Raw genomic sequence first — 20,811 nt, 5'->3', positions numbered from 1 at the left:
TTTCGGCGGCCGTCCGCGCGGTGACGGAGTGCGAAGATCGCGTAACACGCCGGCAACACCAGGCTGCAAACATGCGCTGGGCGACACCAGGGAGGTCCGTTGTTCCTCAGCCAGCACGAGCAGGAACGGCTGCTCATCCACGTCGCGGCCGACGTCGCGACCCGGCGGCGGGAGCGTGGGCTCAGGCTCAACTACCCCGAGGCCACCGCGATCATCACCGCGTTCCTGCTCGAGGGCGCGCGTGACGGCCGCACGGTGGCCGACCTGATGGACGCCGGTCGTCGCGTGCTCACCCGCGATGACGTGCTCGAGGGTGTGCCCGAGATGCTGCCGGAGGTGCAGGTGGAAGCGACCTTCCCGGACGGCACCAAGCTGGTCACCGTGCACGGGCCGATCACATGATCCCGGGCGAGGTGATCCACGGCGCCGGTGAGGTGGAGATCAACATCGGCCGGCCCGAGCTGGCCCTGACCGTACGCAACACCGGCGACCGCCCCGTGCAGGTCGGCTCCCACTTCCACTTCGCCGAGTCCAACGAGGCGCTGGAGTTCGACCGGGACGCCGCCTGGGGTCACCGGCTCGCGGTCCCGGCGGGCACCTCGGTGCGCTTCGAACCGGGCATGCCCCGAGACATCGTCCTGGTGCCGCTGTCCGGCCGCCGCATCGTGCCCGGCCTGCGCGGACTGGCCGGTGGGCCGCTGTGAGCACGCTCGATCGGGGCCGGTACGCCGCCCTCTACGGACCCACCGCCGGCGACCGCATCCGGCTCGCCGACACCAACCTGCTGATCGAGATCGAGGAGGACCGCAGCGGCGGCCGCACGGCCGGCGACGAGGTGGTCTTCGGCGGCGGCAAGGTGATCCGCGAGTCGATGGGCCAGTCCCGCGCCACCCGCGCCGAGGGCACCCCCGACACGATCATCACCGGCGCCGTGGTGCTCGACCACTGGGGCATCGTCAAGGCCGACGTCGGCATCCGCGACGGCCGGATCGTGGCGCTCGGCAAGGCCGGCAACCCCGACATCATGGACGGCGTACACCCCGACCTGGTCATCGGCGGCGGCACCGAGGTGATCGCCGGCAACGGCAAGATCCTCACCGCCGGGGCCATCGACAGTCACGTCCACCTGATCAGCCCCACCATCCTGGACACCGCGCTGGCCTCCGGCATCACCACGATCATCGGCGGCGGCACCGGGCCGGCCGAGGGCACCAAGGCCACCACGGTCACACCCAACGCCTGGCACCTGGCCCGCATGCTCGAGGCGATCGACGCCTGGCCGATCAACGTGCTGCTGCTCGGCAAGGGCAACACGATGTCGGCCGAGTCGATGTGGGAACAGCTGCGCGGCGGGGCGGGCGGCTTCAAGCTCCACGAAGACTGGGGCACCACCCCGGCCGTGATCAACGCCGCGCTCGAGGTGGCCGACGCGTCCGGCGTGCAGGTGGCCATCCACACCGACACGCTGAACGAGGCCGGGTTCGTCGAGGAGACGCTGCGGGCCATCGGCGGGCGGTCGATCCACGCGTACCACACCGAGGGCGCCGGCGGCGGGCACGCGCCGGACATCATCACCGTCGCCTCCCACCCCAACGTGCTGCCGTCGTCGACCAACCCGACCCGGCCGTACACGCGGAACACCCTCAGCGAACACCTCGACATGCTGATGGTCTGCCACCACCTGAACGCGTCGGTGCCGGAAGACCTGGCGTTCGCCGAGAGCCGGATCCGGCCGTCCACGATGGCCGCCGAAGACCTCCTGCACGACCTCGGCGCGATCTCGATGATCGGCTCCGACTCGCAGGCCATGGGCCGGGTCGGCGAGGTCATCCTGCGAACCTGGCAGACCGCCCACGTGATGAAGGCGCGCCGCGGCTCGCTGCCCGGCGACAACGGCGCCGACAACCTGCGCGCCCGCCGCTACGTCGCGAAGTACACGATCTGCCCCGCGGTCGCGCACGGGATGGCCGACCTGGTCGGCTCGGTCGAGCCCGGGAAGCTGGCCGACCTGGTGCTCTGGGACCCCGCCTTCTTCGGCGTGCGCCCGGCGCTGGTCATCAAGGGCGGCATGATCGCGTACGCCCAGATGGGCGACGCCAACGCCTCGATACCCACCCCGCAGCCGATGCTGCCCCGGCCGATGTTCGGCGCGTACGGTTCGGTGCCCGCGCAGACCTCGGTGGCGTTCGTCGCCCAGGCCGCGCTCGACGCCCTGGTCGGCGACCGGGTCGGCTGCAAGCGGCCGTTCGCGCCGGTGGCCGACACCCGCCGGGTCGGCAAGGCGGACATGCCGCTGAACGACGCCCTGCCCCGCATCGAGGTCGAGCCGGACACGTTCACCGTCCGCGTCGACGGTGAGGTGGTCGAGCCCGATCCGGTCACCGAGCTGCCGATGGCCCAGCGCTACTTCCTGTTCTGATGTCGCTGGCCACCCTGCTCGTGCTCGCCGACGGGCGGCTGCCCGCGGGCGGGCACGCGCATTCCGGCGGCTTCGAGGCGGCCGTGTCGGCCGGGCGGGTGCGCGACCTGGCCGGGCTGGACGGCTTCCTGCGCGGCCGCCTGCACACCTCCGGCCTGGTGGCGGCGGCCTTCGCGGCCGCCGCCTGCTTTTCCTCCGCGCGGCTCGGTTCTCTCGACGAGGGGCTGGACGCCCGGACTCCGTCGCCCGCGCTGCGGAAGGCCTCGCGCGCGCAGGGTCGTGCTCTGCTCCGGGCCGGCCGGGCGATGTGGCCGGTCTCGCGCGACCTGCGCGAGCCTCATCACCCCATCGCGCTCGGCGTGGTCGCCGCGGCGGCCGGGCTCGGCCCGCTCGAGGCGGCGACCGCGGCCGCCCACGGCACGGTGACCGGGCCGGCCGGTGCGGCCGTGCGGTTGCTGGGCTTCGACCCCTACGCGGCGCACGCGCTGATCGCCGCGCTGGCCCCCGACTGCGACCGGATCGCGGCGGAAGCGGTGGCGTTCGCCGACTCACCCGTCGACGACCTGCCCGCGGACGGCGCACCCCTGCTCGACATCGGCGCCGAGCACCACGCGAGCTGGGAAGTGCGGCTCTTCGCATCGTAAGGAAGGTGTTTGTCCCATGACCGATCACCCGCACGAGCACGGCCCCGACGAGGTGCCGCACACCCACCCCGACCCGGGCGTCGACCCGCACACGCCGCTGTCCGCCGGAGCGCGGGCGCTGCGCATCGGCATCGGCGGCCCGGTCGGCTCCGGCAAGACCGCCCTGGTCGCGGCCCTGTGCCGAGCGCTCGGCGACGAGCTCCGCCTGGCCGTGGTGACCAACGACATCTACACCACCGAGGACGCCGACTTCCTGCTCCGCAACGGCGTCCTGCCGGCCGAGCGCATCCGGGCCGTCGAGACCGGCTGCTGCCCGCACACCGCGATCCGCGACGACATCTCGGCCAACCTCGACGCCGTGGAAGACCTGGAGGACGCCCTGGGCCCGCTCGACCTGGTCCTGGTCGAGAGCGGCGGCGACAACCTGACCGCCACGTTCAGCAAGGGCCTGATCGACCACCAGATCTTCGTGGTCGACGTGGCCGGCGGCGACAAGGTCCCGCGCAAGGGCGGCCCCGGCGTCACCACGGCCGACCTCCTGGTGATCAACAAGACCGACCTGGCCCCCCTCGTCGGCGCCGACCTGAGCGTGATGGACCGAGACGCCCGGGCCCGGCGGGGCGACCTGCCGACCGCGTTCCTGTCCCTGGTCGAGGACCGCGCCGCCACCCCCGTGGCCGACTGGATCCGCATGCTGGTCAGGTCCCGCGCCGCCGCCCCCGCCTGATGCGCGCGGCCGCGCGGGTCGTCGCCGAGGCCGACCGTTCCGGCGCCACCCGCCTGACCGTCCTCCGCGGCGAGTCCCCCCTGCTGCTGCGCCGCACCGGCCCCCATCGGCCCGCGGTGACCGTGCACCTGGTCGGCGGGGCGGCGGGCCCCCTGCGGGGCGACGACCTGCGGCTGGAGATCGAGGTGGGCCCCGGCGCCGACCTGGAGATCCGCAGCGTGGCCGCCACCCTGCTCCTGCCCGGCCGCCCCGCGCCCCCGTCCCGCCTGCACATCAAGGCGAGCGTCGAGGGCAGCCTCCGCTGGCTGCCCGAGCCCACCATCGCCGCCGCCGGCTGCGACCACCACGCGATCACCGAGGTCGAGGTGGCCGAGGGCGGCGCCCTGCTCTGGCGCGACGACCTGGTCTGCGGCCGCCACCACGAGCCGAGCGGCGCCGTCCGCGCCGACACCACCATCCGCTATGCCGGCCGCACCCTCTATCGCCACCGCCTGACCGTCGGCCCCGACGCCCCGGGGTGGTCCGGGGCGGCCGTGCTGGGTCAGGCCCGCGCCACCGGCTCCGTCATCCTGGCCGGGACCGACCTGCCTGACCCCTACCGGCCGGCCGAGACCGCGGCCGTGATGCCCCTGGCCGGCCCGGGCGTGCTGGCGACGGTGGTGGGCGCCGACATCCGCGAGGTCCGCGCCGCCCTGGATCCGCTCTGCACACCCCAGCCGGCCGCGACGGCGGCGGCCTGAACGCGATCAGGCCGCGACGGCGATCGGCACCCCGTGGGCGTCGGTCAGCGCCAGCCTGGTCCGCAGGTTGCCCTGGGTGGCCACGCGCTCGAAATACTCCGTGCGGCGGCGCTGCAGACACCCCTTACGCGTACGCGGCCCGCCGGCCGCCACGGTGAGCAGTTCCGGCGCCAGGGAGCTGTTCAGCCCCTCCCGCAGCAGACGCAGCGCCTCGGTGCGGAGCTGGGAGATGCGCGACTCGGTCACGCCCAGCCGGGCCGCCACGTCGCTCAGCGGCTGCTCCTGCAGGAACGACTCGGTGACGACCTGGCGCAGCCGCTCGGGCAGGGCCTGGATCGCCTGGTGCAGGTAGCCCAGGCGTTCTCGCTTGAGCAGCAGGTCCTCGGGGCCTTCGGACTGCTCGGGCACCATCTCCTCGGCCGCCCCGGTGGGGAAGCCCTGGAGGCTGAGCAGCGCGGCCTTCTGCACGTCGTCCTCGACGGCGGCCAGCTCGGCCACGCCGATGCCGAGCATCTCGGCCACTTCGACGTCGGTGGGCGTCCGCCCCAGCGCCGCGGTCAGCTCGGACCGGGCGGCCGTGGTCTTGCGGGCCCGGGCGCGGACGGAGCGGCTCGCCCAGTCCTGGCCCCGCAGCTCGTCCAGCAGCGCCCCGCGGATGCGTACCGCGGCGAAGCGGTGGAACGGGATGCCGCGACTGACGTCGAACGACCGGGCGGCGCCGAGCAGCGCGGCGAATCCCGCGGACGACAGGTCGTCGGAGTGGACATGGCCGGGTACTCGGTTGAGCAGTTCCCGGACCAGGTGGCCAACCATCGGCATGTGCTCGCGGACGAGGTCCTCGATGTCACGCGCGGAAGGCGCGTCGTGGGTGGCGCCGACGGCGGCGGGGAGATCGGTCGTAACGATCACGGTGGTCCTCCTCGCAAGTGCGATCCGGCCGGGGGCCGGATGCTCCGGCGGACGCGGGAAGACCCAGCGCCAACCGGCTGACGAGGAGAACGTTGGCCGCCCCCAGGTGCAGGCGCGGCGGAACTCGGTTGCTTTTATGGTGTTTTTTGCGAAAAGTCCTCAGGAAGCGTTCGAAGCGCTCAGGAACGAGGCCGAGCTAGGCCCGCGGGACGCCGACCGGCCGCCGAGGCGCGACCACCACGAGCCGCAACTCCTGGCGAACCCAGCTCATCCGGCGCACGGCCACCTCAGGGTGATCACCGAACTCCTCGGCCACGGCGGCGGCACAGCCGTCACTGCCGTGGCGCAGGATCATCGCGGTGACCGCGTCCTGGACCCGGCCCTGGTTCGGGCAGTCCGAGGGCTGCAGGTCGGAGACGAACAGTGCCTCCGCCGCCAGGTCCTCAACAATGCTGATCATTACGAGCTCCCCGTATGCGACGTATTGCTCTGTGACCTAGCTGACAGCGCCATCATCCACGCGAAGCTGTCAGCCGACTCGCAGGCACGCCGACACGGGTGAAAAAGCGGAGGAACGCGGCCCGCAACCTCACCATAACGCCATGATCGGCCGGCTGATCACCAGCCGACCGATCATGCGTAACGAAACGGTCACTCCGCGGTCAGGTTGCTCCCGCCGCCATCGCCGCCGCCGACCTCGGGCAGCGGCTCGTCGTCGTCGGTGCTGAGCGGCGACGGTGACGACTTGCTGGGTGAGGGCGAGGCCGAAGCCGAGGCCGACGCGGACGCCGAGCCGGAGTTGATGACACCGCTGCCCGGGCTGTTCGGGTCGGGGTCGGCATCGCACCCGCCCGGCACGGTGGTGCAGTCCGGGTCCTTGCTGTCGGTGTTGACCGGGGTGGTGGGATCGCCGTTCCCGTTGCCGGGGTTCCTGGGCGGCCCGGTGCTCTTGGAGGGCACCGGGACCGGCGTCGCCACACCGTTGGGGCCGATCCGGATGCCCGGCACCGTGTTCGGCGCCACCGGCGGGCCCAGCCGGACGTCGCCGTTGGAGAGGCGCTGGACCGGCTGCGACGGCGCGCCGGGCTTCGGCGAGACGTACGTGTCACAGGTCTGCCCGCCGAGCTGGAACACCATCGGCGCGGCGTTGCTGATGTCGTACCGCCCGGTCAGGTCGAGCGTGATCGCCTTCTGCGGGCTGAGCGTCGCCGCGCCCTTCACGGTGACCGCCTGCTGCTGCTGGTCGAGGTTGACGCCGGCCTGGCCGTTGCTGTTGAGCACCTGGTCGCCGGGCATGATGAACCAGAGGTTCCAGTTCTTGATCGCCTGGTTGTCCCGGTTCGCCACCGTGACCGACGCCTTGAACCTCTTGTCGGCCTCGGACCAGACCGCGTAGCTCACCACGCACTTGCCCGACGCGGCCAGCACACTGGGCTGCGGCTGCCCCGTGGCGGAGGGAGTGCGACCTCCGCCACTGGCCGCGAGCGACCATGCGTACGTGGCCGCGCCGAGCAGCGCGACCGTTCCCGCCACGATGAGCACGCGGCGGCCGTGCGTGCGACCCGGCCGAGGCCGGGGCGCGCTCGAACCGGCACCGGCCGGCCGGTCCGAGCCCGGAGGCGGCGTTCCGCCACCACCCGGGGCCTGGTCCGGTGCGACGAGCGCTCCGAAGGCCGGCCGCAGGGCGGTGGCCGAGTTGTCGGGAGCGCCGCCCACCGGGGCGGGGAGGGGCAGGGCCCCGAAGCGATTGTTGCGACCGGGGGCGCGGCCGGGGGCCAGCGGAGGAGCCCCGTCGACGGCGGCCTCGACCTCGGCGACCGCGATCGGCATCGGCGGGTTGCCGGGCGCCGGCGAGATCGGCGCGCTCTCTTCCGCCGCCGCGGTCATCGCGCTCGCGGCGGCCAGGCCGGCCGGACCGTCGGCGGCCGCACGCACCGCGGCGACCCCACGCCCGGCCTGGACCGGGCCGTCGGCGGCGCGGGCGTAGCCGGGCCGGATGCGGCCGAGACCGTCGGTGTACGGGTAGGCGCTGGGCAGGATCGTGGTGTCCTCGCCGCTGTCCGCCGCCCACTCGGGGACGTAGCTGCGCGACACCGGGGCGCCCGCGGACGCTCCGGCCAGGACCTCGGCGAGCTCGGCGCTGGACGGCCGCGCGTCGGGCCGCTTGCCCAGGCACCGCTCGACCAGGTCGGAGACGGCGAGCGGGAGGCCCTCGACCGGCGGCAGCGGGTCGGGCTCGGTGTACTGGTGGGCCCGCAGCAGGGCGGTCGTGGTGCCGACGTCCCAGGGCAGCTGCCCGATCAGGGTGCGGTAGATCAGCAGGCCGACCGCGTAGACGTCGGTGGCCGGGCTGACCTGGCCGCCCTCGAGCCGCTCGGGCGCGAGGTAGGCCGGCGTGCCGAGCAGGCTGCCGTCCGGGTCGATGTCGTTCTCGCCGATCAGCGCGGAGATGCCGAAGTCGACGACCTTGGCCCCGGTCGGGGTGAGCATGACGTTGGCCGGGGTGACGTCGCGGTGCACGATGCCCCGGGCGTGGGCAGCGGCCAGCGCGGCGGAGACCTCGGCGGCGATGCGTACGGCGGCGGGCCACGGGAGCCGCCGGGAGCGGGCCAGCACGGCGGCGAGCGACTCGCCGTCGACCAGCTCCATGACCACGTACGGGACGGGCTCGCCGTCGACCGTCACGGCCTCGCCGTAGTCGTACACATTGGTGATGTTGGGGTGGCTCAACCGGGCGGCCGCCTGCGCTTCCGCACGCAGCCGTCGCCGGAACGACGAGTCCGAGCTCGTCGAGGGCGGCAGCACCTTGACCGCCACCTGGCGTCCGAGGACCTCGTCGAAGCCTCGCCACACCACTGACATCCCGCCGGCGCCGAGTCGCTCGACCAACCGATAGCGGTTGGCCAGCAGACTCGAACCGGGCAGGTCCGTCGTGCTCATGTGCCCCCACATGCGCGTTCGAGAAAACGTCGAGATGCACCGCCATGCTTCTCGACGCCGGGGGCGCGTCCGGGCCACCTGGACCGTCAGCTTTCCCCATCGACGGCACGGATGTTAGCCGACGTTCGGCCACTATCTCGACTGCTCGAATAGCGGGATGACCTGCACGTCGTCACTCTGTGTGGCCCGGCCGAACAAAGGGGTATGAGCACTGCAAACATCAGCGTTTCAGCAGCTCAGAGCCGGTTTATCGGCTCGTTACCAAGGGGGGCCGTCCATTTAGACAGGATTCGTCGGATGTCGAGCTACTCACCCGATCGGGGAATCCACTCTGGAATAGATATACCAACTGTGGCCATGAGGTTACGCACCGAGCATATTTGTCGGTGTCTTAACCAGATATCCGACAGCCCCACCGGCAATGATTACGGAGAGTCGCCATCCGGAGAGTGGCTTTTGCCCCCCTCCAACGATGGAGATCAGCCATCCTCACCTGCGCAACCTCGCCTGATCGGCCCATGGCTCGACGTCGATCATGCTTTAATCGGCCACAACCTGGGCGGTGCGGCGTTTTCGCACGACCAGCGGGTCGGCCGGCACCGCACCGAGCTCGGTGAGCAGCGCCAGCATCGGCGCCATCTTCTCGTAGAGCACCAGGATCACGTCGCCCGGATCGGCCATCCCCAGCGCCGTCGTGACCGCCTCGCGGTAGCCGTCCGCCCGTACCGATCGCATCACCGGCCGCCGCCCGCGCATCTCGCGCTCCACCAGCGCGACCACCTCCCCCGGCGCGCGTCCCCGCAGGTCATCGTCCTCGTGCAGGACGGCCCGCGCGACCCCGTCGGCGAGCACCTGGGCCGAGGCGGCGATCAGGTCGTCGCGGCGGTCGCCGGGCAGCGTCACCACGGCCAGGCACCGGTCGGCGCCGAAGAGCTTGTGGAGGGTACGCAGCGCGGCCGCGAGCGCCGCCGGGTTGTGCGCCGAGTCCACGAACAGCGAGACGTCGCCGCGCCGCAGCAGGGTGCCGCGCCCCGGGTTGTGCGACGGCGGGTCGAAGGTGGTCAGCCGTTCCAGCACCACGTCCTGCGAGGCGCCCATGGCCCGGGCCGTCGCGATCGCCGCCAGCGCGTTCATCGCCTGGTAGGGCGCGGCGCCGCCGTACGCCCCGCGCAGCTCGGCGATCCGGATCAGCGGCGTACGCCGGGCGCCCACCGCCTGCACCAGCCAGCCGTCCTGGAGCACGTACGCCATCCCGCCCTTGGCCAGGTGCGCGTCCACCACCGGAAGCCGGGCGTCCTCGGCGAACCAGACGATCCGCTTGTGCTCGGCGCGCACCCGCGGCCGCTCCGGCAGGTTGCGGACGTACGGATCGTCGGCGTTGAGCACCAGCGTGCCGCCGTCCTTCACCCGCTCCGCGACCAGAGCCTTGACGTGCGCGACGTCCTCGATCGACTCGAGCCCGTCCTGGCCCAGGTGGTCGCCGGTGATGTTGGTGACGACCCCGACGTCGGACCAGTCGTAGCCCAGGCCACGCCGCAGGATGCCACCGCGCGCGGTCTCCAGGACGGCCGCCTGCACACCCGGGTCGCCGAGCACCATCTGCGCCGAGCGCGGCCCGGTGGCGTCACCGGAGTAGATCGTCCGGCCGTCGATGCTCACGCCGTCCGTGCAGGTCAGACCAACCTTCAGACCAGACCCTTCGAGCAGGTACGCGGCCAGCCGCGCCACGCTGGTCTTCCCGTTGGTCCCGGTCACCGAGGCCAGCGGGATCCGCCCGTCCGAGCCGGCCGGGAACATCGCCGCCACGATCGCGTCCCCGGCGTCGCGGGCCTTGCCCTGCACCGGGGCGAGGTGCATCCGCAGGCCCGGGACCGCGTTCACCTCGATGATCCCGGCGCTGGTGAGCGACGGGTCGGCCGACGGTGGCACCGGCTCGCCGATGTCCGGCAGCCGCAGGTCGATCCCGGCCACGTCCAGCCCGACCAGCCCGGCCACCCGCAGGCAGAGCCGGGACACGTCGGGGTGCCGCCGGTCGGTGACGTCCCGGCTGGTGCCCCCGGTGGACAGGTTGGCGTTCTCCCGCAGCCAGACCTCGCGCCCGGCCGCCGGGACGGTGGCCAGCGCGCAGCCCTGCCGGCGCAGCACCTCGGCCGCCACCTCGTCGACCCGCATCCGGGTCAGCACCCGGGTGTGGCCCTCGCCCCGGCGCGGATCGGCGTTGGCCCGGTCGATCAGCTCGCCGACGGTGTGCTCGCCGTCGCCGACCAGGTGGGCGGCGATCCGCTCGGCGACGGCCACGATCTCGCCGGCCACCACGAGCACGCGGTAGTCGCGGCCGGGCAGCTGCCGTTCCACGACCACGTCGCCGCCGGCCGCGGTGAACGCGGCGACCACCTGCGCCGGCGTGGTCAGCCCGAGCGCCACGTGCTCGCCCTGACGGCCGTACCGGGGCTTGACCACGACCGGACCACCCAGCCGCGAGAGCCAGGCGACCGCCTCGTCGGCGGTGGCCGCCGCGCCGCCCGGCACCACCGGCACGCCGGCGTCGGTCAGCAGCTCGCGGGTGATCTGCTTGTCCCCGGCGATGTCGATGCCGACGCCGCCGGTCCGGTCGGTCATCGCCGCCCAGGCCATCCGGCGGCGGTTGCCCCAGCCGAGGCGGAGCAGGCTGAGGTCGGTGAGGCGTTCGACCGGGATGCCGCGGCGGCGGGCGGCGGCCACGATGGCCGAGGTGCTGGGCCCGGTGGCGGCGCGGTCGACCAGTTCCCGCAACCGTTCCAGCGGCGGCTCGGCCGGGACGGATCCCTCGACGACCGACCGGACCAGGTCGACCGCGGCGGCCAGCAGCGCCTCCCCCACGAACGGCGCCTCGTCCGGCGGGCATTCGACGATCACGTCGTACTCACCGCGGACGCCCGAGGACACGGTCCGCCCGAAGCTCACGTCCCGGCCGATCCGCTGGGACAACTCGAGGCAGACGTGCTCGGTCACGTGGCCGAAGTAGGTCCCGCCGCGCATCCGGCTCACGAACCCGCCGGGCACGCCGGCCGCGCAGTGGTGCTCGGCCAGCCCGGGCAGCATCCGCAGCAGCCGTTCCGGGAAGCCCTCGACGTCGCTGGTCTCGCGGCCGGTCAGCTCGCCCAGGCCGAGCCGGGCGACCATGGCCGGGCGGGCGACGTGCACGTTCGGGCCGCGCAGGTGACGGACACTGATGATCTCCACACGGACCGCCCCCGTTGCCCCGGCTTGGATAGGGCTTAAGGGTAAACGGAACAAATCCGTAACATTGGACTAATCGGTGGAGTCCGCGGGCAGCAGGTGGGTCACCTCGGGCGGGCCCGAGGCCAGCGCGGCCGCGGCCTCCTCGGCGCGTTCGTCGGCGCCGGTCAGCCGGTCCTCGTGCTGGGCCAGGTGCTCGGCCCAGGTGGGCACCAGGTAGACCTCGACGTACTGGGCATCCGGTTCCGCAGGGGCGCCCAGTTCACCCGCGCAGCGTAGCGCCGGGTCCGAGCTCGCCCACGACGTCCCGGTTGCCGGTGATGTGATGGCCGGCCGCGCAGTGCAGCTCGGCGTGCACCTCGGCCCCGCAGTCGCGGTGCACGAAGATCTGCGGCGGCCCCTCGGGCCCGGCCAGGTAGCGCTCACCCCAGGCGGCGATCGTGACCAGGACCGGATAGATCTCCAGCCCCTTGTCGGTCGGCCGGTACTCGTGGCGCTCCCGGGAGCCGGGATCGCGATAGGGCACCTTGCGCAGCATGCCGGTCTCGACCAGCATGGCCAGCCGGTTGGACAGCACCTGCCGCGGGATCGCGGTGCGGACCCGGATGTCGTCGAAGCGCCGGATCCCCTGGAACACCTCGCGCATCACGACCATCGTCCACTTCTCACCGAGGATCTCCATGGCGCGGCCGATGGTGCAGTTGTCCACCGAGTAGTCGAGGGCTCGAGGGTGCATGCCGCCAGGCTAGGTCTTGTTGACAGACCTAGCAAGCCGTGCTGAACTGCGTCCATGACCCAGACCCAGCCTCGCACCCGCACCTTCGAGTGGTCCGACCCGGCCGCGTACGGCCCCACGCTGGCGGGTGGGGCGACCGGCCTCGAGCTGCTGCAGGCCATGGTCAAGGGCGACCTGCCGGCCCCGCCGGTCATGCGGCTGATCGGCGCCGAGGGGATCGCGGTCGAGGAGGGCAGCGTCAGCGTGTTCCTCGAGCCGCAGGAGTTCCACTACAACCCGCTCGGCTCGGTGCACGGCGGCGTGATCTCCACGCTGCTCGACACTGCCGCCGCCTGCTCGGTGCAGTCGACGCTGCCGGCCGGGGTCGGCTACACCTCGCTCGACCTGACGGTGAAGTTCCTGCGCCCGATCACCATCGCCTCGGGCCGGCTGACCTGCACCGGCTCGGTGCTCCAGCGCGGCCGCCGGACCGCGCTGGCCGAGGCGCGGCTCACCGACGCCCAGGGCCGGCTCGCCGCGCACGCCACCTCGACCTGCATGATCTTTTCTCAGTAAAAGGCGGGCTGCAGGTCTTCGGCCGGCGGCGACCACGTCGCCGCGTCCGCCGCCACCTGCGCGCCCGAGCGGATGTCCTTCACCTCGTCGGTCTCGCCCGGGAACCACACGTACGGAATGCCGCGCCGCTCGGCGAACCGGATCTGCTTGCCGAACTTCGCCGGGACCGGCGCCACCTCGGTGCTGATCCCCCGGCCGCGCAGCGACGCCGCGATCCGGTCGCAGTCGGGCCGCTGCTCCTCGTTCGGCAGCGCCACCAGCACGCAGGTCGGCACCTTGCGGGACACGGACAACGCGTCGTGCCCGAACAGCAGCCCGAGCATCCGGGACACCCCGATCGAGATACCCACGCCGGGGAACCGCTCGTTGCCCGAGGCGGCCAGGTTGTCGTAGCGGCCGCCGGAGCAGATCGAGCCGTAGCGCTCGTACCCCTCGAGCTGGGTCTCGTAGACGGTGCCGGTGTAGTAGTCGAGGCCGCGCGCGATCTTCAGCTCGGCCCGCACCAGACCCGGCGCGTGCCGCCCGGCCGTCTCCACCACCCGGAGCAGCTCGGCCAGACCCTCGTCGAGCAGCGGATCGCTGACGCCGAGCTTGGCCACCGCGTCGGCGAACGAGCCGTCCACGGCCGAGATCGCGGCCAGCTCGAGGCAGGCCGCGGCCTGGCTCGCCGAGGCGCCGGCGGTCTCGATCAGCAGATCGGCGACCTTCTCCGGGCCGATCTTGTCCAGCTTGTCCACGGTACGCAGGACCTGATCGGTGTCGGCCAGCCCGAGCCCCCGGTAGAAGCCCTCGCACACCTTGCGGTTGTTGACCAGGATCGTGGCCCGCGGGATCGGCAGGCCGGCGAACACGTCACCGATCACCAGCGGCATCTCGGTGTCGTAGTGGAACGGCAGCGTGTCACGGTCGACCACGTCGATGTCGGCCTGGAGGAACTCGCGGTACCGGCCCTCCTGCGGGCGCTCGCCCCGCCACACCTTCTGGATCTGGTAGCGGCGGAACGGGAAGTTGAGCTTGCCCGCGTTCTCCACCACGAACCGCGCGAATGGCACGGTCAGGTCGAAGTGGAGGCCCAGCGTGTCATCGGTCCGGTCGCGGGGATCTTCCTGGAGCCGGCGCAGCAGGTAGACCTCCTTCGACGTCTCGCCCTTGCTCAGCAAGGTGTCGACGGGCTCGACGGCACGCGTCTCCAGGGGCGCGAAGCCGTACAGCTCGAAGGTGGTCCGGATGCGGTCCAGGACGTACTGCTCGATCATCCGCTGGGGCGGGAGCCACTCAGGGAAGCCGGAAATAGGCACGGTGTTTCGCTTTCTTCATCGAGCGACCAGTTCCCGGAGGTACGGGTTACTGGCGCGCTCACGGCCGATGGTCGTCTCGGGGCCGTGGCCGGGCAGGACGACGGTGTCGTCGGACAGCGGCAGGATCTTGTCCCGCAAGCTGGTCAGCATCGTGTCGGTGCTGCCGCCCGGCAGGTCGGTGCGTCCGATGGAACCCGCGAAGAGCACGTCACCGGAGAGGCAGACCTGCTCGGTCTCCCACCGGCTGCCGGCGCCGGGCAGGCGGAACAGCACCGACCCGCCGGTATGGCCCGGCGCGTGGTCGACGGTCACCTCGAGCCCGGCCAGGCTCAGCGTGGCGCCGTCGGTCAGCTCGGCGACATCGTCGGGCTCGGCATAGGGCAGCCGCCCGCCGAAGAGCTGGTCGAGGTTCATGCTCAGACCCTTCTGCGGGTCGGCGAGCATCTCGCGGTCGGCCGGGTGGAGATAGGCCGTGATGCCTCGGGCGCCACACACCGGCGCCACCGAGAAGGTGTGGTCGAGGTGCCCGTGGGTGAGCAGCACGGCGGCCGGTTGCAGCCGGTGCTCGGCCAGCACCTCGGCCAGGTCGTCGAGCACCCCGATTCCCGGGTCGACGATCAGGCACTGCTCGCCGGGCGCGGACGCCACGACATAACAGTTCGTGCCGAACGCCTCCGCGGGGAAGCCGGTGACCAGCACGGCGGGGTGCTCCTCTCGCGGTTTTTACCGGTGTCGGAATCCTATGAGCCTATCCGGGACAGCCGCACACCACTTTCTCAGCCCATACCCGTACACTCTCTCGCGGTGTGGCGTGAGGCCTCCGCCACAGTGCGAACGGGAAGGGAACACCGGGTGACACCCAGCAAGGACCGGCAGCGCAAGCTCGCCCGGGCGAAGCTCGATCGCCAGTTGGAGAAGCGTGCCGTCCAGCAGCGCCGCACCCGGCGGCTGCGGGCCGGTGTGGGCGCCGGCCTGGCGGTCCTGCTGATCGCCGGCGGCATCGCCTGGCTGGGCGGCGTCTTCGACAGCAAACCGCCGGTCGACCCCGCCGCCGACGACATCTGCGTGTGGACCCCGCAGAACGCCGCCAACACTCCTTCCCTCAAGGACGTCGGCACCCCGCCGGCCGACGGCATCCCGACCACCGGCACCCGGCCGCTGACGATCACCACCAACCAGGGCGCGCCGATCACCGCCGACCTGAACCTCACGACCGCCCCGTGCGGCGGCGAGAGCATGTTCTACCTGGCGTCGAAGAAGTTCTACGACAACACCGAATGCACCGAGATCACCGCGTATGGCGCGCTGCGCTGCGGTGACCCCGGCGGCGACGGGCTCGGCGGTCCGACCTACACGTTCTACAACGAGGACGTCCCGACCCTGCCCTCCGCCGCCCCGTCGGCCCCGGCCTCGCCGGCCACCCCGCCGGCGTACCCGGCCGGCACCGTCGCCCTGATCAGCGACCCGCCGGGCAACAACGGCAGCCAGTTCCTGGTGTTCTTCAAGGACTACGCGCCGAAGGACCAGGCGCAGTACCCGATCATCGGCAAGGTCACCGGTGGCCAGGACACGCTCACCAAGATCGCCAAGCTGCCGACCGTGGCGAACGCCGCGGGCGACAAGGTGAAGCCCAAGGACAAGATTCTCATCCAGACGCTGACGGTGGGCGACGCCGTGGCCGGCGACGCACCCGCGCCCGCTCCGTCGGCGAGCACCCAGTCCTGAGTAGGTCAGTCAGCAAAGCAGGAGGACAACCGTGTCGTCGATAAAGGACCGGCAGCGCGCGGCGGCGCGGGCCCGGCTCGAGAAGGAGATGGCCGAGCGCGCCGAGGCCGCCCGGAAGCGCCGTCAGCGGCAGACCATCATCGGTGCGGCAATCGCCGTCGTGGTCGTCGCCGGTGGAGCCATCTGGCTGGTCACCGCGCTCGGCAACGACGACAAGCCGAAGAACGTGGCCGGCGCGCCCCCGCCCGGCACGGTCGCCTGCACCTGGACGCCCGAGGCCGGTGGCGAGGCCCAGGGCGGCGCCAAGCCGGTCGACGTCGGCACCCCGCCGGCGAGCGCCTCGAACATCGGCAAGGACACCCTGACGATGACCACCTCGCTGGGCGTCGTCGAGGCCACTGTGGACAAGTCGAAGACGCCGTGCACCGCGTCCGCCTTCGAGTTCCTCGCCAGCAAGAAATTCTGGGACGGCTCCAAGTGCCACCGGATGACCACCCAGGGCATCAAGGTGCTCCAGTGTGGTGACCCGACCGCCAAGGGCAAGGGCTACCGCAAGACCGACGGTACCGGCGGCCCCAGCTTCCGGTACGCCGAGGAGAACCTGCCGACCAACGCGGCCGGTGGCGGCGCGTCCCCGCCGGCCGACGGCAGTGGCGCCAACGCGGGCGCGTACCCGGTCGGCTCGATCGCGATGGCCAAGACCCAGGAGCCGGGCTCGACCGGCAGCCAGTTCTTCATCGTGTACGGCGAGACGCCGCTCCCGCCCGACTACACCCTGCTGGGCAGCATCACCAAGGGCATGGACATCATCCAGAAGGTCGCCAAGGGCGGCGTGGACGATGCGAACGGCCCCGGTGACGGGCACCCCAAGGTCGAGATCGAGATCAAGTCCCTGGCGATGGCGGCTGCTTAACCTTCGTCTGCTTAACCTTCGTCGATCGCGTCTTCGATCGCGGCGGGCTCCTTCACCGGGGCCCGCCGCTTTTGCTTACCGGGGGCAGCCGCTCTTGCTTATGCGCCGGACGTCACGCGGTATGCGTCGAACACGCCGTCCACCTTACGCACCGCGGCGACCAGGTGGCCCAGGTGCTTCGGGTCGGCCATCTCGAACGTGAACCGGCTGACCGCCACCCGATCGCGGGTCGTGGTCACCGTGGCCGACAGGATGTTCACCCGCTCCTCGGACAGCACCCGGGTCACGTCGGCCAGCAACTTGTGCCGGTCGAGCGCCTCGACCTGGATCGCCACCAGGAACGTGGACGCCGACGTCGGCTTCCACGTCACCTCGACCACACGCTCGCTCTGCTCACGCAGGTCTTCCGCGTTCGCGCAGTCTTCGCGGTGCACGCTCACGCCGCCGGAGCGGGTGACGAAGCCGAAGACGGCGTCGCCCGGCACCGGCGTGCAGCAGCGGGCCAGCTTCACCCAGACGTCGCTGACATCCTTGACCACCACGCCCGGGTCCTGTGCGGTGCCGCGGTTGCGCGGCGGGCGGGTCGCGACGGCGGTCTCGGCGATGTCCTCGACCGCGCCTTCCTCGCCACCGAAGCCGGCCACCAGCTTCTGCACCACGGACTGGGCCGAGACGGTGCTGTCACCGACCGCCGCGTAGAGCGACGCCAGGTCGGCCAGGTGCAGGTCGCGGGCGATCGTCTGCAGGTTCTCGCTCGTCATCATGCGCTGCAGGGGCAGACCCTGCTTGCGCATCGCCTTGACGATCGACTCCTTGCCGATCTCGATCGCTTCCTCGCGGCGTTCCTTGTTGAAGTACTGCCTGATCTTCGTACGCGCCCGCGGGCTCTTCACGTACCCGAGCCAGTCCTGCGTCGGGCCGGCCGTCGCCGACTTCGACGTGAAGATCTCGATCACGTCGCCGTTGGACAACGTGGACTCCAGCGGCACCAGCTTGCCGTTCACCCGGGCGCCGATGCACTTGTGGCCGACCTCGGTGTGCACCGCGTACGCGAAGTCGACCGGCGTCGACCCGGTCGGCAGCGGGATCACGTCGCCCTTCGGCGTGAAGACGTACACCTCCTGGCTGGACAGGTCGAAGCGCAACGCGTCCAGGAACTCGGACGGGTCGCTCGCCTCCCGCTGCCAGTCGAGAAGCTGCCGCAGCCAGGTCATCTCGTCGATGTGCGCCGGCGGCCCGACGATCGTCGCGCCCTTCTGCTCCTTGTACTTCCAGTGCGCGGCGATGCCGAACTCCGCCGTCCGGTGCATCGCGAACGTACGGATCTGCATCTCGACCGGCTTGCCGGTCGGGCCGATCACCGTCGTGTGCAACGACTGGTACATGTTGAACTTCGGCATCGCGATGTAGTCCTTGAACCGGCCCGGCACCGGCTGCCAGTTCGCGTGGATCACCCCGAGCGCCGCATAGCAGTCACGCACGGTGTCCACCAGGATCCGCACGCCGACCAGGTCGTAGATGTCGTTGAAGTCGCGGCCCCGCACGATCATCTTCTGATAGATCGAGTAGAGGTGCTTGGGCCGGCCGGTCGTCTCGGCCTTGATCTTCGCCGACTTGAGGTCGAGCGAGACCCGGTTCGTCACCTGGCGCAACAACGCCTCACGCTGCGGCTGGTGCTCGCCGATGAGCCGGTTGATCTCTTCGAACCGCTTCGGGAACAGCGTGCCGAACGCGAGGTCCTCGAGCTCCCACTTGATCGTGTTCATACCGAGCCGGTGGGCCAGCGGCGCGAGGATCTCCAGCGTCTCCTTGGCCTTCTGCTCCTGCTTGGCCCGCGGCAGGAAGGTGAGGGTACGCATGTTGTGCAGCCGGTCGGCCAGCTTGATGACGAGCACCCGCGGGTCCTTGGCCATCGCCACGACCATCTTGCGGATCGTCTCGGCCTTGGCCGCGTCGCCCAGTTTCACCCGGTCGAGCTTCGTCACGCCGTCGACCAGCAGCGCCACCTCGGGCCCGAAGTCTTCCTTCATCGAGTCGAGCGAGTAGTCGGTGTCCTCGATCGTGTCATGCAGCAGCGCCGCCACCAGCGTGGTGGTGTCCATCCCGAGGTTGGCCAGAATCGTCGCCACGGCCAGCGGATGTGTGATGTACGGGTCGCCGGACTTGCGGTACTGCCCCGAATGCCACCGCGCGGCGACGTCGAAGGCCCGCTGCAACGCCCGCCCGTCGGCCTTCGGGTGCGAGGCCCGATGGGTCGCGATCAGCGGCTCGAGAACCTCGCTGACCTGCGTGCTCTGCCACGGCGCGTTGAACCGGGCGAGCCGGGCCCGAACCCGGCGCCCGGTCGGCGCGCTGGCCAGCCCGAACGTGGCGGCAGCCTCTTCGGCCGGAGGCATCGGCGGGGCGACCTCGGGCTCGGCCTTCTCGGCCGGCGTGGTCGCGGGCGGCTCAGCCGGCTTCTCCACCGCGGCGGGCGACACGGCCTCGGCCGCCGCGCTCGAGCCGCCCGGCTGCACCGTGTCCTCCGTCGAGGGTGCGACGTCGCTGGACACCGGCCTCCTCACCTCACTGCTCACCTGCTTGGGAACGCCATCCTACCCGTCTGCTCTTCCCGCATACCCAGCGACGAACACCCGAAATGGGTGCCCCTCACAGGCGCATACTCGGACTAAACGGTCAGGAGCGCATGCACCTCACGCGGTGCCAGCCGCTTCCGCCCCTCAAGGAACCCCAGCTCCATCAGAACCGTGAACCCCGCGACCACTCCGCCGGCCCGCTCGACAAGATCAAGAGCCGCCGAGGCAGTACCGCCGGTCGCGAACACATCATCCACCACCAGCACCCGCTGCCCACCCACAAACGCATCCTGATGCACTTCGAGCGTGGCTTCCCCATACTCCAGCGCGTACGAAGCCGAGTGCACCGCCCGAGGCAGCTTCCCCGCCTTGCGCACCGGCACCACCCCCGTACCAGAGGCATAGGCAACGGCCGCGGCGACAACAAACCCGCGAGCCTCGATCCCGGCCACCACATCGAACGACCCGGCCCCGTAGTACTCAACAATCCCGTCAACCACCCGCCGAAACGCCGCGGCGTCGGCGAACAACGGCATCAGATCCTTGAACACAATCCCGGGCCGCGGGAAATCCGGCACATCCAGCACACTGCCGGCCACCACGGCGGCCAGATCCGTCTCACTCACCCGGCAACCCTATCGGCCCCTGTCGTGGAGCGGCCCGCGCGCTCCGTGCGCCGCCTCCGGGTTGTTTGTTGGTGGTGCCGCTCACCGACGATGGTGGCTCCCGGCTTTGGTTCTCTGGTAACAGTGGGAGCTGGGTCGCGCCCGCCACCCCAGCGTTCCTCGATGGCTCATCGAACACGCCAGGCTGGTGCGCGGCTCGTTGTGTCAGTGGCCGATGCGCACCTCGCGACCAACCCCGGCGCCAGAAGCCCGTCCGCGAAGGCGCCGAAGCCAACACCGCCAACCCGGCCCGAGCAGTGCGCAAGCGGCGTCCCGGCAAAACACCACGAACGAGACAATCCAGGTGTCCTCGTACGCCCGGCCGCGAGCAGCTTCGAGATCAGCGCATCCTCCGGCATCCGCGCCAAGACCAAGCAGCCAAGGCGGGAAGCAGAAGTTTGAGCCTGCGGATACTCCTCAGGCGACGGCGGCGTCTGAGCCCCCGGAACCCCGCCGGACCAGCGGAGTCCCCCCTTGCTGAGGAATGAGCGGCTCCGCACTGGCCTGCCGAGGCAGAGTCGACGAGCAGAAGTCCGTCCAGCGCAAGTGCGCGAAAGCCGAGCTGAACTACGCCAGCGTTCCTCGCGCACAACCGCCAACCGTGCGCCCCCTTCGGTGGGGGGTGGGTTGCGCTGATCGACGATCCTCCGCCTCCCCCACCCCAACACTGGGTGGGCGTTCAACGTAGGCCTCGTTCACGACGATTCGCCCGCTATCCACAGCCCCCGCCGTGCCAAGTTCTAGC

At 71.4% G+C, this 20,811-nt stretch carries 19 protein-coding genes; 9 read left to right on the top strand and 10 right to left on the bottom strand.

The genetic code is table 11. From position 1 onward, the window contains the following. Window positions 1–99 precede the first annotated feature (99 nt). The 6 genes from AB0M54_RS22170 to AB0M54_RS22145 are packed head-to-tail and all read left to right on the top strand — an operon-like array spanning window position 100 to window position 4,530. Complete coding sequence (locus AB0M54_RS22170) at window positions 100–402, top strand: urease subunit gamma (RefSeq protein WP_364323548.1); 303 nt, start codon at window positions 100–102, stop codon at window positions 400–402. Beyond that, on the top strand, window positions 399–704 hold the full coding sequence (locus tag AB0M54_RS22165; protein WP_364473426.1) for an urease subunit beta: 306 nt from the start codon (window positions 399–401) through the stop codon (window positions 702–704). Before AB0M54_RS22170 ends, AB0M54_RS22165 begins: the two co-directional genes overlap by 4 nt. Next, window positions 701–2,419: an urease subunit alpha gene (locus AB0M54_RS22160; RefSeq protein WP_364323543.1), complete on the top strand. Its 1,719-nt coding sequence runs from the start codon at window positions 701–703 to the stop codon at window positions 2,417–2,419. Before AB0M54_RS22165 ends, AB0M54_RS22160 begins: the two co-directional genes overlap by 4 nt. After that, window positions 2,419–3,063 (top strand): urease accessory UreF family protein, encoded by a 645-nt coding sequence (locus AB0M54_RS22155; RefSeq protein ID WP_364323541.1) that lies wholly within the window; start codon window positions 2,419–2,421, stop codon window positions 3,061–3,063. The genes AB0M54_RS22160 and AB0M54_RS22155 overlap by 1 nt, the downstream gene beginning before the upstream one ends. Window positions 3,064–3,079: 16 nt before the next feature. Next, window positions 3,080–3,790: an urease accessory protein UreG gene (ureG, locus tag AB0M54_RS22150; RefSeq protein WP_364323539.1), complete on the top strand. Its 711-nt coding sequence runs from the start codon at window positions 3,080–3,082 to the stop codon at window positions 3,788–3,790. After that, window positions 3,790–4,530, top strand: a complete 741-nt coding sequence (locus AB0M54_RS22145) for an urease accessory protein UreD (RefSeq protein ID WP_364473424.1) — start codon at window positions 3,790–3,792, stop codon at window positions 4,528–4,530. Before ureG ends, AB0M54_RS22145 begins: the two co-directional genes overlap by 1 nt. A 6-nt stretch (window positions 4,531–4,536) precedes the next feature. On the opposite strand, the gene AB0M54_RS22140 is transcribed toward AB0M54_RS22145, so the two are convergent. The 6 genes from AB0M54_RS22140 to AB0M54_RS22115 form a co-directional block, all read right to left on the bottom strand. Beyond that, window positions 4,537–5,439, bottom strand: coding sequence for a sigma-70 family RNA polymerase sigma factor (locus AB0M54_RS22140; RefSeq protein ID WP_364323535.1), 903 nt, complete (start codon window positions 5,437–5,439; stop codon window positions 4,537–4,539). Between the two features lie 196 nt (window positions 5,440–5,635). Then, window positions 5,636–5,899 (bottom strand): hypothetical protein, encoded by a 264-nt coding sequence (locus AB0M54_RS22135; RefSeq protein WP_364323532.1) that lies wholly within the window; start codon window positions 5,897–5,899, stop codon window positions 5,636–5,638. A 191-nt stretch (window positions 5,900–6,090) separates the two neighbouring features. Further along, window positions 6,091–8,379 carry a protein kinase gene (locus AB0M54_RS22130; protein WP_364473422.1) on the bottom strand — a complete coding sequence of 763 codons (2,289 nt, stop codon included), beginning with the start codon at window positions 8,377–8,379 and terminating at the stop codon, window positions 6,091–6,093. A gap of 540 nt (window positions 8,380–8,919) precedes the next feature. Then, window positions 8,920–11,601, bottom strand: a complete 2,682-nt coding sequence (gene cphA / locus AB0M54_RS22125; protein ID WP_364473420.1) for a cyanophycin synthetase — start codon at window positions 11,599–11,601, stop codon at window positions 8,920–8,922. A gap of 69 nt (window positions 11,602–11,670) precedes the next feature. Continuing rightward, window positions 11,671–11,811 carry a hypothetical protein gene (locus tag AB0M54_RS22120; RefSeq protein ID WP_364473418.1) on the bottom strand — a complete coding sequence of 47 codons (141 nt, stop codon included), beginning with the start codon at window positions 11,809–11,811 and terminating at the stop codon, window positions 11,671–11,673. 49 nt (window positions 11,812–11,860) lie between these two features. Next, window positions 11,861–12,334, bottom strand: a complete 474-nt coding sequence (locus AB0M54_RS22115) for a helix-turn-helix domain-containing protein (protein WP_364473416.1) — start codon at window positions 12,332–12,334, stop codon at window positions 11,861–11,863. 54 nt (window positions 12,335–12,388) lie between these two features. Between AB0M54_RS22115 and AB0M54_RS22110 the strand changes: the two genes are divergently transcribed. Next, window positions 12,389–12,889 (top strand): PaaI family thioesterase, encoded by a 501-nt coding sequence (locus AB0M54_RS22110; RefSeq protein ID WP_364323523.1) that lies wholly within the window; start codon window positions 12,389–12,391, stop codon window positions 12,887–12,889. Here AB0M54_RS22110 and hisS read toward each other — a convergent pair. Next, a complete protein-coding gene (gene hisS / locus AB0M54_RS22105) occupies window positions 12,883–14,187 on the bottom strand; it encodes a histidine--tRNA ligase (RefSeq protein ID WP_364473414.1) in 1,305 nt (434 codons plus the stop codon). The two genes, AB0M54_RS22110 and hisS, sit on opposite strands and share 7 nt — an antisense overlap. Window positions 14,188–14,202: 15 nt before the next feature. Continuing rightward, window positions 14,203–14,886, bottom strand: coding sequence for an MBL fold metallo-hydrolase (locus AB0M54_RS22100; RefSeq protein WP_364473412.1), 684 nt, complete (start codon window positions 14,884–14,886; stop codon window positions 14,203–14,205). Window positions 14,887–15,039: 153 nt separating this feature from the next. Here AB0M54_RS22100 and AB0M54_RS22095 point away from each other — a divergent pair, with 153 nt between their 5' ends. Then, window positions 15,040–15,912: a peptidylprolyl isomerase gene (locus AB0M54_RS22095; RefSeq protein ID WP_364473410.1), complete on the top strand. Its 873-nt coding sequence runs from the start codon at window positions 15,040–15,042 to the stop codon at window positions 15,910–15,912. A 31-nt stretch (window positions 15,913–15,943) separates the two neighbouring features. Beyond that, a complete protein-coding gene (locus tag AB0M54_RS22090) occupies window positions 15,944–16,825 on the top strand; it encodes a peptidylprolyl isomerase (RefSeq protein ID WP_364473408.1) in 882 nt (293 codons plus the stop codon). Window positions 16,826–16,923: 98 nt separating this feature from the next. Here the strand turns inward: AB0M54_RS22090 and AB0M54_RS22085 are convergent, their stop codons facing one another. Next, window positions 16,924–19,377 carry a RelA/SpoT family protein gene (locus tag AB0M54_RS22085; protein WP_364473406.1) on the bottom strand — a complete coding sequence of 818 codons (2,454 nt, stop codon included), beginning with the start codon at window positions 19,375–19,377 and terminating at the stop codon, window positions 16,924–16,926. 116 nt (window positions 19,378–19,493) lie between these two features. Further along, entirely contained in the window at window positions 19,494–20,027 is a 534-nt protein-coding gene (locus AB0M54_RS22080; protein WP_364323509.1) for an adenine phosphoribosyltransferase, read from the bottom strand. Between the last annotated feature and the right edge of the window lie 784 nt (window positions 20,028–20,811).

It is taken from the genome of Actinoplanes sp. NPDC051470, from assembly GCF_040682035.1.
Classification (GTDB): Bacteria; Actinomycetota; Actinomycetes; order Mycobacteriales; family Micromonosporaceae; genus Actinoplanes.
This window is presented reverse-complemented; position numbering and strand designations above follow the sequence as displayed.

What these genes read in the sequence shown, in the direction of transcription:
- AB0M54_RS22165 (WP_364473426.1), top strand. Translation starts at nt 399, where the DNA reads ATGATCCCGGGCGAGGTGATCCACGGCGCCGGTGAGGTGGAGATCAAC.
- AB0M54_RS22155 (WP_364323541.1), top strand. Translation starts at nt 2,419, where the DNA reads ATGTCGCTGGCCACCCTGCTCGTGCTCGCCGACGGGCGGCTGCCCGCG.
- ureG (WP_364323539.1), top strand. Translation starts at nt 3,080, where the DNA reads ATGACCGATCACCCGCACGAGCACGGCCCCGACGAGGTGCCGCACACC.
- AB0M54_RS22145 (WP_364473424.1), top strand. Translation starts at nt 3,790, where the DNA reads ATGCGCGCGGCCGCGCGGGTCGTCGCCGAGGCCGACCGTTCCGGCGCC.
- AB0M54_RS22135 (WP_364323532.1), bottom strand. Translation starts at nt 5,899, where the DNA reads ATGATCAGCATTGTTGAGGACCTGGCGGCGGAGGCACTGTTCGTCTCC.
- AB0M54_RS22130 (WP_364473422.1), bottom strand. Translation starts at nt 8,379, where the DNA reads ATGAGCACGACGGACCTGCCCGGTTCGAGTCTGCTGGCCAACCGCTAT.
- AB0M54_RS22115 (WP_364473416.1), bottom strand. Translation starts at nt 12,334, where the DNA reads ATGCACCCTCGAGCCCTCGACTACTCGGTGGACAACTGCACCATCGGC.
- AB0M54_RS22110 (WP_364323523.1), top strand. Translation starts at nt 12,389, where the DNA reads ATGACCCAGACCCAGCCTCGCACCCGCACCTTCGAGTGGTCCGACCCG.